Consider the following 16071-nt stretch of genomic DNA (forward strand, 5'->3'; position numbering starts at 1 on the left):
GACCTGGACAATCTATATGAGCGTAATGCCTCTTTTCAGTTTCATACTCAACATGTGAAATGTTTATTGTAATACCTCTTGCTTTTTCTTCTGGAGCATTATCAATTGACCAGAAGTCTCTAAATTGTGTTCTTCCTAAAGTTGCTAAAACCTTTGTTATTGCAGAGGTTAATGTTGTTTTACCATGGTCAATGTGACCAATGGTTCCTACATTCACATGAGGTTTAGTTCTTTCAAATTTCTCTTTTGCCATATTCGTTCTACCTCCTTAAAATACATTCTCAATTCCTCTAACCCTTTTAATTATTTTTTCGTATACGGGTTGAGGAACCACTTCATATTTGCTAAATTGCATAGTATAACTTGCTCTTCCCTGACTTAATGAACGAAGTTCTGTTGCATACCCAAAAAGTTCTGCTAAAGGAATTAATGCTTCAATTATTCTTAAGTTTCCTTCACTCAAAATGTTGTTTATTTTTCCTCTTCTTAATGATATGCCTTGAATAATATCTCCGAGATAATTTTCTGGAGTGATGATTTCAACCTCCATTATTGGTTCAAGTAGAATTGGACCGGCTTTTCTTGCTCCTTCTTTAAATGCTTTTGATGCAGCAATTCTATATGCAATCTCAGATGAATCAACAGGGTGGTATGAACCATCAATTAATTCAACACCAATGTTAATTGCTGGATATCCAAGAACTATTCCAGTCTCAAGGGAACCTCTTACTCCATCTTCAACTGCAGGTATAAATTCATCTGGAATTACACCACCTCTTATTTTGTTAACAAACACAAATTTCTGATCTTTCACTGGAAATATTTTTAACACAACATGTCCATACAAGCCCTTTCCACCGCTTTGTCTTATATATTTTCCTTCTTCAATAACTTCTTTTGTAATAGTCTCTCTATAATTAACTTCAGGTTTTCCGATTTTTGCTTCAACACCAAATTCTCTTGTTAATCTATCAACTATTATTTCAAGATGAAGTTCACCCATTCCAGAAACAATAGTTTGACCTGTTTCTTCATCATATCTTACCTTAAAAGTTGGATCTTCAAGAGCGAATTTTCTTAAAGCAAGAGATAGTTTATCTTGTTCTGATTCAGATTTTGGTTCAATTGCAATTGAAATAACAGGTTCTGGAAATTCAATTTTTTCTAAAACAATTGGATATTTCTCATCACATATTGTATCTCCTGTTACACTATCTTTTAAACCAACAATACCTCCAAGTTCTCCTGCCTTTAACTCTTTTATATCCTCTCTTTTGTTTGCATGTAATCTTAAAATTCTTGAGACTCTCTCTTTTCTTTTCAAATTAGGGTTATAAACATATGAACCTGATGAAATAACACCAGAATAAACTCTTATATAATGAAGTTGACCAATATAAGGATCATTTTGAACTTTAAAAACAAGTGCTGTTAATGGATCATCAATTGAGTGGTTCCTTAATTCTTCTTTTCCATTTTCAGGATTTATTCCTTTTATAGGTGGAATATCGAGTGGAGATGGTAAATAATCAACTATAGCATCTAGAAGAGGTTGTATTCCTTTATTTTTAAGAGAACTTCCAAAAAGCAAAGGATAGAAATACCCTTTAATTGTTCCATATCTTATGGCTCTCTTTATTTCATCATGAGTAATCTCTTCACCATTTATATATTTTTCTAATAGTTTGTCATCAGATTCGCAAACCCTTTCAATTAGTTCATTTCTTAATTTCTCTATTTCTGAGTCAATTTCACAAGGAACAGTTTCATATTCTTCACCAGTGCCTTCATTTGACCAAATATATTTTTTAAGTTCAATTAAATCAATAACTCCTGAAAATTTTTCTTCTTGACCAATGGGAAGTTGAACCAAAAGTGGGTTAACATTTAATTTTTCTTTTATTGTTTCTATAACTTTATGATAATTTGCTCCTGTTCTATCCATCTTATTTACAAAAATTATTCTTGGGACTTTATATTTTGATGCTTGTCTCCATACAGTTTCTGTTTGAGGTTGAACTCCACTAACTCCTTCAAGGATAACTATTACTCCATCCAAAACTCTTAAGGATCTTTCAACTTCAGCTGTGAAGTCCACATGACCTGGTGTGTCTATAATGTTAATAATAGAATCTCTCCAGAAACAAGTTGTGACTGCTGATGTTATTGTTATTCCTCTTTCTTTTTCTTGAATCATATAGTCCATTGTTGCTGTACCTTCATCAACATTTCCTAATCTATGAGTTTTCCCAGTATAATATAATACTCTTTCTGTTGTGGTAGTTTTACCAGCATCAATATGTGCTATAAATCCAATATTTCTTATTTTTTTGATTTCGTATCTATAAAACTCCATTACCACCTGAAATGAGCAAATGCTCTGTTTGCCTCAGCCATCTTGTGAGTCTCTTCTCTTTTCTTCATTGTTGCACCTTGATCTGAAAGAATATCAAGCATCTCTTTTGCTAACCTTTCAATCATTGTTTTCTCTCCTCTATCTCTTGCAAATTTAACTAACCATTTTAGAGCAATTTTTATTCCTCTTTGAGGTTCAACTTCAACTGGAATTTGATATGTTGCTCCACCAACTCTTCTTGGTTTTAACTCCACAAGTGGCCTTGCTTTATCTAAAACCTCTTGTAAAGCAATATCTCCTCTTTTACCTGTTTTCTCTTCGACAATTTTTAAAGCAGAATAGACAATCTTTCTTGCCTTCTCTTTTTTTCCACCACTCATAACTTTATTTATTAATTTATGAACCAAAACACTTCCATACACTAAATCTGGCTCAATTTCTCTTGGTTTAACAGGACCTTTTCTAGGCACTATTCACCTCCTACCTTTTTAGGTCTTTTAGCACCATATTTTGATCTTCCTTGTTTTCTTCCCTCAACTCCTGCACAATCATAAACTCCTCTAACAATATGGTATCTAACACCTGGAAGATCTTTAACTCTTCCTCCTCTTACAAGAACAACTGAGTGCTCTTGAAGATTATGTCCTATTCCAGGAATATATGCAATAACTTCTCTTCCATTTGAGAGTCTCACCTTTGCAACTTTTCTTAATGCAGAGTTAGGTTTTTTAGGAGTGGTTGTATAAACTTTTATACAAACGCCTCTTTTAAATGGATTTCCTTCTAAATCCTTTGAACGAGACTTACTTATAACTTTTTCTCTAGGTTTTCTTATTAATTGGTTAATTGTTGGCATAAAACCTCCTCATATCTTCTAAAAAAATTTTTGGCTAAAATTAGCCTTAAAAATTTCAAAAAACTCTATTCAAAATAGAGCAAATTAAAATTATACATTATATTACAACTTTGTCAATAGATTAAATTGGTTCTGCGTGAATTGTAACATTTGAATTTTTAATCTCTTTTTCTATTGCTTTTTCTACAATACTTATTTTTTCATGAACTTCATTTAAAGTTCTATCACCTCTAAGTTTCACATGAAATGTAATTTCAATTTGATTTCCATAATCATGAATATGAATATGATGAACATCCTCAATGAAATCAAATTTATTTGATATATCTTTAATTTTTTTAATAATGTTTTGAGATGGTTCTTCTCCTATTAAAAAACTACTTGACTCAAACAAAATAGAAATTCCAGTATAAATAATTAAAGCTGAAACTCCCATTCCAAAAATTCCATCAAGAATGAACAAACCATATTTAAAAGTAATAAAGCCAATAATTATAAAAAGAGTTGCAATTGAATCACTTCTATGATGCCATGCATCTGCTTTTAGAGAAGAAGAATTAATTTTCTTACCTAGTTCATTTGAAATAAAAGTTAAAAATTCTTTAATTAAGATTGTAATTATTAATATAAAAATAATTAATATATTTACATCAATTTTTATTGGATTCTTAAATCTATGGTAAGAGTTTATAAAAAATTCAAAACCAACATAAATAAGAAGAATTGACATAAAAATTGCGATAATTTTTTCAATTCTACCATGACCAAATGGGTGTCTTTTATCTGGTTTTTTTGATGAAAGGTAAAATCCTATTATAACCATAATCGAAGTTAAAATATCTGAAAGTGTATGAAAAGCATCAGCTCTAAGTGAAATTGAATTTAATAAAATGCTTAAATAAAATTTAACTAAAAAAATTATTAAATTAAAAATTGAAGAAATGGTTCCTTCAAAAATTCCAAAATTTTTGAACTGATCTCCTTTATCGAGTTTAAAAAATTTAATTACAAAATTTATTATCTTCTCTTTCATTATTTCAATATTTTATTCCAAAAAAGATTTGTGTCAAATTAATAAGAGGCAGGGATAATAACACCCTGCCTCTTAAAAAAATTCTTTTTAACTAATCTTGTTTAATCTTCTACATATACTATTCTTCCTTCAACTTGAGGATTAAGAGGTGTGCGTTTCTTAATATATTCAACAAAATCATCCCTCATCCAATTTCCAGTAACCCAAACTAAGGATTTTGAATTTTTAAAGGAGGTATATCCATCTCCACCTGCAGCCATAAAATCATTTGTTGCAACAGTATATACCTTATCTAGTTCAATTGGTTTTCCTTTAATTAAAACTTCAACAACTCTACTCATTGGTGGCTTCTTTTTGTTAACCTTAACTACTAAACCTGAAACTTGAGGAAATCTACCAGCCCCTGCTTCAATCTGCGAGAAACCATTTTCAAGTGCAGCAAGTATATCTTTTCCAGTAAGTTCAATTTTTACTATAAGATTATCAAAAGGAAGAACATTATAAACATCTCCAATTTTAATTGATCCCTTTTTAATACTCGCTCTTATTCCTCCACCATTTGTTATTGCAATATCTGAATTTGCCAACTCTCTCATCATATCCGCAATTAAGTTTCCTAAATTTGTCTCTTTACTTCTCACATTTGCTCTCTCTCCATCAAGGTCAACTAAAGTTTCACCAATCACTACTTCCATTTCTTTTTTCAATTTTTCTTCATATGGTGTAATAAGTGATTTAATAGTATCGTCCTCTTTTATTGAATCTGTAATTGGGATTAATGTATATCTAAAGTTCTTTAATTTTGAACCAGAATATGTATTTTCAAAGTCAAGATAAATTCTTCCTAAATTCAATCCTTTTTCTCCTGTCTGTACAATGTAAACTCCATTTACTAAATCTGCTTGTTTTAAAACAGTATGAGTATGACCACCTATAATTAAATTAATTCCAGAAACATTAGAAGCAAGAGTTTTGTCATCATCTCCTGCTCCATCATTATATCCTAAGTGTGAAATTGCTATAACAAAATCAACTTCTTCTTTTTTAAGAGTTTCAACTGTAGTTTTTGATGTATCAATTGGATCAAGTATTTTTAATCCCTCTATTCCTTTTGGATTAACTAGAATTGGCAATTCTTTTGTTTCTAATCCAAAGAATCCTAATTTTAAAGTTGAAAATTCAAGTGTATCATATGCTTTAGGTGCAAATGTTTTTCCTGTTGAAGTATCAATTAAATTTGCACAAAGGTAAGTATATTTTGCTTCTTTTATTCTTTGAAGTGTTAACTCTTTCCCCCAATCAAATTCATGATTTCCAAAAGTTGCGTAGTTATATCCCATTGCATTATAAATTTCAACAACATTTTGACCTTTAAAGAAGTTTGCTATATTTGCACCTTGAAGGTGATCTCCAGCATCTATTAAGATCGTATTTGGATTTTTTGCTTTTTCTTCTTTGACAATAGTATAAATTCTTGCAAGACCACCATTTTTAGCATCTGTTCCGCTTAAATAACCATGGAAATCATTTGTGTGAAGAATTGTAATAACTGGAAATCTTGCATTAACAATTAATTCGAGAGCTTCTCCAAGTGTTAATTTTTTATTTGGTTCAAGTTTGTTATCTTTCGGTTTAACTATACCTTTTAGAATTGCCCATGCAAAAGTATTTCTAGCCCATGATGAAATCAAAGCACTATCTTCGAATTTATTAAGAATAGAACTATCTACTTTTTGAGCATCCTTTAGACCTCCAATAGTGTATACAGTCATAAGAATAGCTTCCTCTTTTGTTATTGGAAGTCCAGGGAAAAATGTTCCATATCCTGTTAAAATTCCATAATCAACTTTAAGTTCATTTAATGTGAATTCTGTTGATTTACTTAATAAATATAAGAAGTGATTCTTTGTTAAAGTCATAGATGGATCAATATCATAAACTTTATATGGATAAGTATCAATTTTTACATTTCTAAAAAATGTATCAAAAATATTTTTTCTAGAATCAAGAAGATAAGCTGCACTTGGATACATTTTCCAGTTGTTATCAACTTCTGGATAAATTAATTTTTTCTTTTGTATATATTCAATAATTAAATTTCTAATTTCTTCATCAGACTTCCATAAAAGTGGTGCATTTGCAAGCATTGTATAACCGCCACCACCATTTCCTCTATAATTATTTACAGCAAGTTTAAATTTCTGTGTCATTGAAACAGGTTTTCCCTTATAAGTCATCTTTATAACTCTTTGACCAATGGGCTTTGTAATATCAACTTCATATTCTATTCCTTGGACTGTATCAAAGTTATATCCCCTTATGTTTGGATTAACAAGTGGAGTATCTGTTAAACCAAAATCGTATGTATTGTAATATCTATATGACCATTCTAGTGCTTCTTTTATATCTTTTCCTGTTACCTCTTTTACCCAAAGAGTATTTTCATAAATATAAAGCGAATAGACATCTCTAACTTTGATTGCGCCTTTTTGCCACACTGGAGGTACAGTTGGAAGCATTGCTGCTATAGAAATATCTGCTCCTGTTATCTCAAGTTGAACTTTATGTATCAAATCTAACATAGCATTATCCATTAACCTACAATTTGTACCATCAATTGTTTCAACTGCTTCTCCAATTGGGGAGTCAACATATTTAACAGTCTTATCGTGATAATCCTTTACAAGATCTAATATTTCTTGTGCTGCTTCAACTTTATCATCTACAACTAAATTGACGCCTTCTTTTTTAACAATTTTCCATTTATCCCCAGATTTTTCTAAAGTTATATCAAGTTTTGCTAATGCTTGACCCCAATTACTTGGTTGTACACATAAAACACCATTTCTTAAAAATGGTGCGATATTATAATGATCATGACCAGTAATTAATATATCTATTTCAGGATATTTCTGAACAATTGCATCTGCAACATTTCCTTCTCTTAAAGGTTCAAGATATTTGAAATTCTTTGTATCATTACCAAATTCGAAACCCATATGTGCAGATACAATTAAAACATCAACTTGTGGTCTTAAAAGTTTTACATATTTTCCTACTGCTTCAACTGCATCTGTAAATTTATGACCCTTTAAATTATATGATGGAGTTACAGTGTTTGTTTCTTGAGTTGTAACTCCGATTATTCCAATTTTTATTCCATTAACTTCTTTAATAATGTATGGTTTAAGAGGATTTTCTCCAGTTGCCTCATTAATCATATTTGCAGATAAAAATGGAAAGTTAGCGTCTTTTTGAACTTTAACAAGCCAATCATAACCATAATCTTGAATCTCATGATTACCTATAACCATTGCATCATAACCCATATAATTCATAACAAGCATCATTGGATGAGTTTTCTCTTTTTCTATTTTTGTGAAATAATATGTAAGAGGTGTACCTTGAATATTATCGCCATTACTAATTAAAACAACATTTGGGTTTTCTTTTTTAACTTGTTTTATAAGAGTGTAAACTTTTGCAAGTCCTCTATTTGCTGATTTCAGAGTGTAATAATCAATTGGGTATACATTTCCATGCTCATCAGATGTTGCAAGAACTGTAATTTTTGTTTGATTTTGGTTTACTTTAGAATAAGAAATGTTTAATAACCCAAAGATTAACGAAAAAACTAAAATTAAAGTTAATAAAATTTTTGAAAATTTACCCATAACCTAACCTCCTAAAGATTTAGATTTAAAATTTTTAATTTATCACCTCCTTTTCCTTAAATAGCAATATAATTATACCTCAATTATTTGTTAATTAAATTTTAAAAATAAATTTATATTTCTTAACAATTCCTTAATAATTTATTATTATAAATTTAGTTATGAAGATTCTTATAATTGAGGATGATAAAGAGATTTCAAAACTTATAAAATTATATCTTGAAAAAGAAGGATATGAGATAATTTATTCATATAATGCGAATAATGGAATAGAAAAATTTTATGAAGAGAATCCAAATCTTATAATACTTGACCTTATGCTTCCAGATTTTTCTGGTCTTAAAGTATTAGGGGATATAAAAAAGGAAAAAGATATACCAATAATAATAATTACTGCCAAGGGAGAGGAAGACGATAGAGTTATTGGTTTCATCAAAGGAGCAGATGATTATATTACAAAACCTTTCAGTTTTAAAGAGCTTGTATTGAGAGTGAAGGCAGTTTTAAAAAGATATGGTGATGCTGATTTTATAAAATTTAAAGATTTAGAAATTTATCCTGAAAAATTTAAATTATTTAAAAACAAAGAAGAGGTCAAACTTTCATCTTTAGAATTTAAAATTTTTATGACACTATATAAAAATAAAGGTAAAGTTCTTTCAAGAGATGATATTCTTGATTCCGTACATGGATTTTATGGTGAGCCAGTTATTGATAGAAGCATAGATGTTCATATTACAAATTTAAGAAAAAAATTAAATGATGATCCAAAAAAACCTAAATACATTGAAACAATTAGAGGAATAGGTTATAAAATGGTGGAATAATGAAAATTAGATGGAAGATAATTATATTATCAATTATAATAGTTTTAATTGTTTTAATCTTTATAATTTTCTTTCTCAATTATCAAATACCTCAGCAATTTGACGAAGCATTAAGAAGACATGGACCTCCATTACCAAATGAAAGAGGTCCAATGAGATTAGAATTTTTAAATAGAATAAGAAATTCACTTATATTTGGTGGTTTAATTTCTATTGGTATTTCAGTTGTTCTCTCTTATGTTTTTTCAAGATACATTGAGAAACCAATTATTGATCTTAAAGAGGGTGTAAAGAGAGTTGCAAAAGGAGATTTTGATTTTTATGTTAAAAAAGAGAGTGATGATGAAATAGGAGAGTTAGTAGATGATTTTAATTTAATGGTAAAGAAATTAAAAAACCTTGAAGAGATAAGAAAAGATCTTGTATCAAAAGTAACTCATGAAATATCAACTCCTTTAACAGGAATTGCTGGTTTTATTGAGGCAATAGAAGACAGAATAATACCAGAACAAGAAATTCCAAAAGTAATTAAAACAATCAAGGAAGAGGTTGATAGATTATCTAAAATGATTGATGACTTAAGGAACTATTCTTTTATTGAATCTATAAATTTTAAACTGAATTTTGAAAAAATTGATATTAAAAATGAAATTGAGTATGCATTGGAGATAATTAAAAATAAATATAAAGATAAGAATATAAAGATAGATATTAATATAAATTCAATTTTGATTGATGGTGATAAAAAAAGAATAAAGGAAATTTTTATTAATATTCTTGATAATGCCTTTAAATTTTCAAAAGATAATGGCTCTATTTTTATTAAGAATTTTAAAGATAAAAGATTTGTTTATGTTTCTATAAAGGATGAAGGAATTGGAATAGACGAAGATGATTTAAATAAAATTTTTAATAAGTTTTATAGGGGTAAAAACGCAGAAACGAATGAAACAAAAGGAACAGGTTTAGGTCTTTTAATAACAAAAGAATTAATTGAAGCACATAAAGGAAAAATTGAATTGAAAAGTGAAAAAAATAAAGGAACTGAAGTTATTATCTCTTTACCAATTTCTCAATAAGAAAAAAGATTCCAAAGAATATTTTCAAAACCACTTTCTTTAAAAAATGAAAGGTTAATTGGAAGATAAAATTCAGGAAAATAAAAAGAAGCACCAGATAAATTTATTTTAAAACTATTTTTGTCAATTAATATTAATTCATCTTTATAATGTAAAATTTCAGGAAAATAATTTTTATAGAATTCGAAGAAATCAACATATTTATTATTTAATGGAATCAAATAATTTTTTCTTAAATTAATTAATGAATCTTTATTTTTAATTTTATTTAAGTTTTCTTTTAAAAAAGATAATAATTTCTCAGTTTCTTTTGTGTTTATTACTGAAATTTGGATCTCTTCTTTCCCTTGTGAACCAAAATTATATGAGTCAAAGTATGATTCAGCAATTTCTTTTGCAATAACTTGAGGAATAAGGTTTTTATCATTTATCTTTGATATATTATTGAAAATATCATCATAAGGAAAACCATCAAGAGGAACATAAGTTTGAGAGCCAATTATATAATCAACAAAATTTCTGAGTTCATATGAAACTTCAATTGATTGCATAAAACAAGCATCAAACATTAAAATATCTATTTTTCTTCTATAATTTTTATATAAATTTTCCAAAACACTTTTAATCTCTTGAATAGTTAAATAGTCACTTGAATTTTCATCAAAACAAACTCCCTTAAATGTGCTACCTTTAAAATTTCTACCATCACCATGTCCCCAGAGAATAAGAATTATGTTTTCAGGATAATATTTTGAAATTCCAAATTTAATTAAAGAATATAAAACTTGAGGATCTCCACTATTTAAATTTTCATAAATCTTTAAAATTTCCTCTTTATTTTTTTCAATTTCCAAAAGTTTAGTATCATAAATGCCATCAAAGAGTGCTATTATTTTTGAATTTATTTTTTCTCCACTCTTTAATTCATTCAAATCGTCAAGTGCATTATTATAAAGATCATTATCCGCTGCTATATAAATTAAAAATAGGTTTTTAGTCTCATTTTTCTTAATTGGTGTTATAAATATTAATAAAATAAGAAAAAGTAAAAATATTCTATTTTTCATAGATAATTGTTACCTTTTGTTCTTTAGAATCCCAAAAAACATAAGAGTTTAGTGCTTCTGCAACAAATCTTATTGGAACAATCGTTCTTCCATTTATAACAGTTGGAGGAACATCAAGGGCATATTTTTTGTCATTTATATATGAAATATTATTATTTAACCACATTAATATTTCTTTATCTTCAAACTTTATTTTTATACTTTTATCATCATTATTCCAAACAACTTCTCCTCCAAAGCTTTCAACGACAAATCTTAAAGGAACCATAGTTCTTCCTTTTATAATCATCGGTGGAATTTCTAATTCTATTTCTTTGTCATTTAAATAACCAATTTTATTATTTATAAATATTTTTATTACTTTTGATGTTAGTTTAAAAATATGAAATTTTTTCTCAACTATATTATTTTCTTCATTAACTTCTTTTATCTGGTGTCCACTGTCAATTTGGACCACAAGAGTTCTATCTCCTGATGGAGGTAAGTATGATGAAGAAAAAGTTTTTGCGCTTAAATCAATAGAAAACTTAACATCAATACAATCTTTTTCTATTTTTTCAATCACTTTGCTATCAATATGTGTAAATCTTGATGGTTTATCCCAAAAAATTGAAACTATAAATTGTGAGTTAAAATTTTTTAAATTTTCTATTCCAGAGATACATAAATTTATCAATATATCAAATTTTTCGTTCTCAAAAATTATTTCTTTTGAAAAAATTAAATCTTTTATTGATAAATCTATCTTGTCTTCTGAAAATGCTAATTTTGCTGTGGATAAAGTTAAAATTAGAATTAAAATAAAAATTATTTTTTTCATGTTAACCTCTAATATTTAGAGAGTAAAAAATTAATTTTGTTTCAGGAAAAATTCTGCAATTATTGTTGTTTTTTTTCCTTCTCTTCTTACTGATACAGAAAGGTCATTTTCTGTTATTTTTACATATTTTAAAATAAGATTTGCAAAATCTTTTTTAAGATTTTCAATCTGTTTAGGTGATAAAGATAATCTATCTGAATCAAGAACAAAAGAAATTCTCTCTTTTGCTATTAATCCACTCTTTTTAGTACGAAATAAACTCATCTCTTTTCTCTCTTAAATATACCTGAGATTTTATCTAAAAATGATGTCTTTTCTTGATATATTGTAAGTGGTATTTCTTCTCCTAAAATTCTTCTTACAATATTTCTTAATTCTTTTCCACCAATGGAATTGTCGTTTAAAACCGCTGGTTCCCCAATGTTTGTAGAAATTGTTATGTATGGATCTTCTGGGATTATTCCAATAACTTTAATTGAAAGAATTTCTTCAATATCGTTCCAATGGAGCATTTCACCTTTTTTTACCATATCAACTCTTACTCTATTAATTATTAAACTTGGCTCGAAAATTTCCATTGATTCAAGTAGACCAATTACTCTATCTGCATCTCTAATTGAAGTTATCTCAGGTGTAGTTACAACTATTGCTTCTTCTGCGGAGAGAGTTGACATTCTGAAACCATGTTCAATTCCTGCTGGAGAATCTAAAATAACATAATCAAATTTTTTCTTGAGTTCATTTACTATGAGTTTCAAATCTTCAACTTTCACTTCTTCTTTAAGTCTTGTTTGTGCAGCTGGAAGAAGAACAAGATTATCTTTAAATCTTTTGTCTTTAACAAGTGCTTGTGAAAGTTTGCAATTCCCTTCAATAACATCCATGATGTTATATACAATTCTATTTTCAAGACCAAGAACAAGATCAAGATTTCTTAATCCAATATCAACATCAATTAAAGCAACTGTTTTTCCTAGTGAGGCTAAACCAACCCCAATGTTTCCTACAATAGTAGTTTTACCAACCCCTCCTTTACCAGAGGTAACAACTATGCTTTTTCCCAATTTCCCTCCTTAATTTAAAAATTTATTTAATTATCTTTTTCTATATTGTCTTCTTTTTCTTGCTGAATGAAGTCCTGGTTTCTTTCTCTCTTTTATTCTACTATCAAATGATAAAAATCCTTTTGATTTTAATATTCCTCTTGTAGAAGGATCAAGTTCAATAAGTGTTCTTGATATTGCATGTCTTAATGCCTCTGCTTGAGAACTAATTCCCCCACCTTCAACTTTTACTTCAAAATCATAAAGATTTTCTTTATTTGTGATTTTTAAAGGCTCAAGAACTTTTAATCTAAGATATTCAATTGGAAAATATTCTTCAAATTTTTTTCCATTAACAATTATATTACCGTTCCCATTTTTAACTTTAACTCTAGCAACTGCAGTTTTTCTTCTTCCACTAATTAATCCAATCATTTTTCCTCCTTAAATTCATATAGTATTGGATTTTGAGCTTTATGTGGATGATCTTCACCAGCATATACCTTTAATCTTCTCATCATTCTATATTTTAATCTATTTTTAGGAAGCATTCCTTCGACTGCCTCTTTAATTGGCCAATCAGGATGCTTCTTAATTAATTCATTAAATGTATATTCTCTTAAACCTCCTGGATAAAGTGAAGCGAAATAATATTTTTTTGTCTCCATTTTATCACTTGAAAGTTTAACTTTATCTGCATTGATTACAATAACATAATCTCCAGAATCTGCTGAAGGTGTATAATCTACTTTGTGCTTTCCCATAAGAAGTCTTGCAATTTCAACAGATAATTTTCCAAGAGTTTTATCTTTTGCGTCTATAAGCCACCAGTTTCTTTTAACTTCATTAGGTTTTATAAAAGTTGTTTTCATATATCCTCCTTAAAACATTCAATATTGTATTACAACTTGAATATTTGTCAAGTTCTTAAAAATTATATCATAAATTTTTATTTATAAAAGAAGGTTTGATTTATTTATGCAGAAATATCCTCTCCACCATCAACTCTTATAACATTTCCTGTCATCCAGTAAAGATCTTTATCACAAAGAACTGCTATTGCTTTTCCAACATCTTCAGGTGTAGTTAATCTTTTTGAAGGATTTTTTTTAATAGCAATATCAATTAACTTTTCGTATTGAGGAATTTTTCTTAATGCAGGTGTATCTGTAACTCCAGCTTTAATAGCATTAGCTGTTATACTAAAAGGTGCAAGTTCATAAGCAAGTTGCCTTATGAATGCTTCAATTGCAGCTTTTGCGCCTGAAACTGCACCATAATAGGGAAAAACTCTGTCATCGCCTGAACTAACTAGCGCAAAAATTCTACCACCCTTTTTAAATAGTCCTCTATAAAAAATATCTTGAACCCAATAAATGAGTTGATTAGCCATAACATCAAGAGTCATTTCAACTTGTTTCTGATTAATTGCTTCTTCTTTATTTTCATCAATAAATTTTCTTAAAGTTCCAAAAGCAAGTGAATGCAAAACTATATAAATTGAATTCTCCTCTAAATCATTTTTAAACTTCTCCTCCACTTTATTTAAAACTAACTCTCTATTTTTAGGATCTGCTGCATTCAAATTAAAAAAAACAGCCTCAACATTAAAACTTTTTATTTTATTTATAATCTCCTCAACTTTTGGTAAATTTTCTCTTCTATCAAAGTGAACTCCAATTATATGATAACCTTTTTTAGCCAATTCAATAGATGTTGCTGCACCAAAACCACTTGATGAACCAAGAATTAAAGCCCACTCTTTCATAAGGTTCCTCCAATTGAAAATAAAAAATGAAAATTTTATAACCCCCCTAAAATTTAAATAATTAAATGAACTTTTTAAATATTAAAGCAGTATTTACACCACCAAAACCAAATGAATTTGAAAGAGCATATTTAATTTTATATTCTCTTCCAATGTTTGGAACATAATCAAGATCACAGTCAGGATCTTTTACTTCTTGATTTATTGTTGGGTGTACAAAATTTTCTTTTATACATAATATAGTTGCTATTGCCTCAACTGCACCAGCAGCACCTAGAAGGTGTCCTGTCATAGATTTTGTAGATGAGATAGGTATTTTGTATGCTCTTTCTCCAAAAACCTGTTTTATTGTATCAGATTCAACCTTATCGTTTAGAGGTGTTGAAGTTCCATGTGCATTTATATAGTCAATCTCATCTTTCGGAACATTGCCTTTATTTAAAGCAATTTCAATTGCTTTTGCTCTTGGAATTCCAGTTGGTTCAGGTGCAGTAATGTGATATGCATCTGAAGTTTGTCCATAAGAAATTACTTCTGCATATATTTTTGCTCCCCTTTTCTTTGCGTGTTCTAAATCCTCAAGAACAAGAACTCCTGCTCCTTCTCCCATTACAAAACCATTTCTCAATTTATCAAAAGGTCGTGATGCTTTTTCTGGAATTTCATTACTTGTTGAGAGTGCTTTTGCTTGTGAAAAACTTGCAATTCCTATTGGACAGATAGATGCTTCTGTGCCACCTGCAAAAATTATATCTGAATCTCCTCTTTTAATTGCTTCATACGCCTCACCAATTGCTGTAGCACCAGCTGAACATGCTGTTGTTGGACAAGAATTATAACCTGTTATTTTTAATTTCATTGAAACCCACCCTGTTGCCATATTTGGAATCATCATTGCTGCAAGATATGGAGATACAAGATTTGGTCCTTTAGTTATTAAATTCTTGATACCTTCTTCTAAACTAATAATGCCTCCAATTCCTGAAGCAATTATTACTCCAACTCTATATGGATCAATTTTTGATAATTCAAGTCCTGAATCTTCAAGTGCAAGATAAGATGCAGCAATTGCAAATTGAGAAAATCTATCTATTCTTTTTAATTCAATAGGTTTTATATCTTTTTCGTAGTTTCTTAAATCAAAATCTTTTACCTCTGCTGCAATTTGAACATCAAAACCTTCTGGATTAAAAAGAGTTATTTTTGAAACCCCAGATTTTCCTGAAAACAAATTATTTTTAAACTCCTCTAATGTTTTTCCAATTGGAGATATTACCCCCATCCCTGTAACAACAACTCTCCTCATAACTATTATGTTTTGGACAAAAGATAATCTATAGCAGATTTTACATCTTTAATTTTAGGAATATCTGAATCAGGAACCGAAATTCCAAATTCCTCTTCAAGTCCAGTAATTAAATCCATCACCCCTAATGAATCAAGACCTAAATCATCAATAAATTTGTCTTCCTCTTTAAACTCATCAATTCCAGTTTTTTCAAAAAACACTTTTTTAAATTTTTCAAAAACCTCTTCTCTTGTCATAAA

The 16071-nt window shown here is 28.7% G+C and carries 17 protein-coding genes; 2 read left to right on the forward strand and 15 right to left on the reverse strand.

Annotation, left to right across the window (positions count from 1 at the left end):
- The 6 genes from N3D74_04335 to N3D74_04360 form a co-directional block, all read right to left on the reverse strand.
- Positions 1–253, reverse strand: a 253-nt coding sequence (locus tag N3D74_04335) for a GTP-binding protein (GenBank protein ID MCX8095392.1), incomplete at its 3' end; no start/stop codon positions are given.
- A 15-nt stretch (positions 254–268) separates the two neighbouring features.
- The gene (gene fusA / locus N3D74_04340) at positions 269–2356 is read right to left on the reverse strand and encodes an elongation factor G (GenBank protein MCX8095393.1); all 2088 of its coding nucleotides are present in this window, start codon (positions 2354–2356) and stop codon (positions 269–271) included.
- On the reverse strand, positions 2356–2826 hold the full coding sequence (gene rpsG, locus N3D74_04345; GenBank protein MCX8095394.1) for a 30S ribosomal protein S7: 471 nt from the start codon (positions 2824–2826) through the stop codon (positions 2356–2358). Before rpsG ends, fusA begins: the two co-directional genes overlap by 1 nt.
- Positions 2826–3212, reverse strand: a complete 387-nt coding sequence (gene rpsL, locus N3D74_04350) for a 30S ribosomal protein S12 (GenBank protein ID MCX8095395.1) — start codon at positions 3210–3212, stop codon at positions 2826–2828. The genes rpsG and rpsL overlap by 1 nt, the downstream gene beginning before the upstream one ends.
- Positions 3213–3333: 121 nt before the next feature.
- A complete protein-coding gene (locus N3D74_04355; GenBank protein MCX8095396.1) occupies positions 3334–4245 on the reverse strand; it encodes a cation diffusion facilitator family transporter in 912 nt (303 codons plus the stop codon).
- 101 nt (positions 4246–4346) lie between these two features.
- Positions 4347–7919, reverse strand: coding sequence for a 5'-nucleotidase C-terminal domain-containing protein (locus N3D74_04360; protein MCX8095397.1), 3573 nt, complete (start codon positions 7917–7919; stop codon positions 4347–4349).
- 161 nt (positions 7920–8080) lie between these two features.
- Between N3D74_04360 and N3D74_04365 the strand changes: the two genes are divergently transcribed.
- Together N3D74_04365 and N3D74_04370 are read left to right on the forward strand one after the other, a co-directional pair.
- The gene (locus N3D74_04365; protein ID MCX8095398.1) at positions 8081–8746 is read left to right on the forward strand and encodes a response regulator transcription factor; all 666 of its coding nucleotides are present in this window, start codon (positions 8081–8083) and stop codon (positions 8744–8746) included.
- A complete protein-coding gene (locus N3D74_04370; protein ID MCX8095399.1) occupies positions 8746–9825 on the forward strand; it encodes a HAMP domain-containing histidine kinase in 1080 nt (359 codons plus the stop codon). Before N3D74_04365 ends, N3D74_04370 begins: the two co-directional genes overlap by 1 nt.
- On the opposite strand, the gene N3D74_04375 is transcribed toward N3D74_04370, so the two are convergent.
- The 9 genes from N3D74_04375 to N3D74_04415 form a co-directional block, all read right to left on the reverse strand.
- Positions 9819–10892, reverse strand: coding sequence for a clostripain-related cysteine peptidase (locus tag N3D74_04375; protein MCX8095400.1), 1074 nt, complete (start codon positions 10890–10892; stop codon positions 9819–9821). The genes N3D74_04370 and N3D74_04375 overlap by 7 nt on opposite strands.
- Complete coding sequence (locus tag N3D74_04380) at positions 10882–11712, reverse strand: copper amine oxidase N-terminal domain-containing protein (GenBank protein ID MCX8095401.1); 831 nt, start codon at positions 11710–11712, stop codon at positions 10882–10884. Before N3D74_04380 ends, N3D74_04375 begins: the two co-directional genes overlap by 11 nt.
- 30 nt (positions 11713–11742) lie before the next feature.
- Positions 11743–11976 carry a cell division topological specificity factor MinE gene (minE, locus tag N3D74_04385; GenBank protein MCX8095402.1) on the reverse strand — a complete coding sequence of 78 codons (234 nt, stop codon included), beginning with the start codon at positions 11974–11976 and terminating at the stop codon, positions 11743–11745.
- The gene (gene minD, locus N3D74_04390; protein MCX8095403.1) at positions 11973–12776 is read right to left on the reverse strand and encodes a septum site-determining protein MinD; all 804 of its coding nucleotides are present in this window, start codon (positions 12774–12776) and stop codon (positions 11973–11975) included. Before minD ends, minE begins: the two co-directional genes overlap by 4 nt.
- Positions 12777–12806: 30 nt before the next feature.
- Complete coding sequence (gene rpsI / locus N3D74_04395; GenBank protein ID MCX8095404.1) at positions 12807–13190, reverse strand: 30S ribosomal protein S9; 384 nt, start codon at positions 13188–13190, stop codon at positions 12807–12809.
- Positions 13187–13627 carry a 50S ribosomal protein L13 gene (rplM, locus tag N3D74_04400; GenBank protein ID MCX8095405.1) on the reverse strand — a complete coding sequence of 147 codons (441 nt, stop codon included), beginning with the start codon at positions 13625–13627 and terminating at the stop codon, positions 13187–13189. The genes rpsI and rplM overlap by 4 nt, the downstream gene beginning before the upstream one ends.
- Before the next feature lie 104 nt (positions 13628–13731).
- Positions 13732–14523, reverse strand: a complete 792-nt coding sequence (locus N3D74_04405) for an SDR family oxidoreductase (protein MCX8095406.1) — start codon at positions 14521–14523, stop codon at positions 13732–13734.
- 61 nt (positions 14524–14584) lie between these two features.
- Positions 14585–15829, reverse strand: coding sequence for a beta-ketoacyl-ACP synthase II (gene fabF, locus N3D74_04410; GenBank protein MCX8095407.1), 1245 nt, complete (start codon positions 15827–15829; stop codon positions 14585–14587).
- 5 nt (positions 15830–15834) lie between these two features.
- Positions 15835–16068 (reverse strand): acyl carrier protein, encoded by a 234-nt coding sequence (locus N3D74_04415; GenBank protein ID MCX8095408.1) that lies wholly within the window; start codon positions 16066–16068, stop codon positions 15835–15837.
- Between the last annotated feature and the right edge of the window lie 3 nt (positions 16069–16071).

This window comes from Caldisericia bacterium (assembly GCA_026414995.1).
GTDB lineage: Bacteria > Caldisericota > Caldisericia > B22-G15 > B22-G15 > JAAYUH01.

Bases quoted from the DNA above. Each gene is read 5' to 3' on its own strand.
- N3D74_04360 (MCX8095397.1), bottom strand. From the start codon at position 7,919: ATGGGTAAATTTTCAAAAATTTTATTAACTTTAATTTTAGTTTTTTCG.
- N3D74_04355 (MCX8095396.1), bottom strand. From the start codon at position 4,245: ATGAAAGAGAAGATAATAAATTTTGTAATTAAATTTTTTAAACTCGAT.
- N3D74_04380 (MCX8095401.1), bottom strand. From the start codon at position 11,712: ATGAAAAAAATAATTTTTATTTTAATTCTAATTTTAACTTTATCCACA.
- rpsI (MCX8095404.1), bottom strand. From the start codon at position 13,190: ATGATTGGATTAATTAGTGGAAGAAGAAAAACTGCAGTTGCTAGAGTT.
- rplM (MCX8095405.1), bottom strand. From the start codon at position 13,627: ATGAAAACAACTTTTATAAAACCTAATGAAGTTAAAAGAAACTGGTGG.
- fusA (MCX8095393.1), bottom strand. From the start codon at position 2,356: ATGGAGTTTTATAGATACGAAATCAAAAAAATAAGAAATATTGGATTT.
- fabF (MCX8095407.1), bottom strand. From the start codon at position 15,829: ATGAGGAGAGTTGTTGTTACAGGGATGGGGGTAATATCTCCAATTGGA.
- rpsL (MCX8095395.1), bottom strand. From the start codon at position 3,212: ATGCCAACAATTAACCAATTAATAAGAAAACCTAGAGAAAAAGTTATA.
- N3D74_04375 (MCX8095400.1), bottom strand. From the start codon at position 10,892: ATGAAAAATAGAATATTTTTACTTTTTCTTATTTTATTAATATTTATA.
- minE (MCX8095402.1), bottom strand. From the start codon at position 11,976: ATGAGTTTATTTCGTACTAAAAAGAGTGGATTAATAGCAAAAGAGAGA.
- N3D74_04370 (MCX8095399.1), top strand. From the start codon at position 8,746: ATGAAAATTAGATGGAAGATAATTATATTATCAATTATAATAGTTTTA.
- N3D74_04405 (MCX8095406.1), bottom strand. From the start codon at position 14,523: ATGAAAGAGTGGGCTTTAATTCTTGGTTCATCAAGTGGTTTTGGTGCA.
- N3D74_04365 (MCX8095398.1), top strand. From the start codon at position 8,081: ATGAAGATTCTTATAATTGAGGATGATAAAGAGATTTCAAAACTTATA.
- N3D74_04415 (MCX8095408.1), bottom strand. From the start codon at position 16,068: ATGACAAGAGAAGAGGTTTTTGAAAAATTTAAAAAAGTGTTTTTTGAA.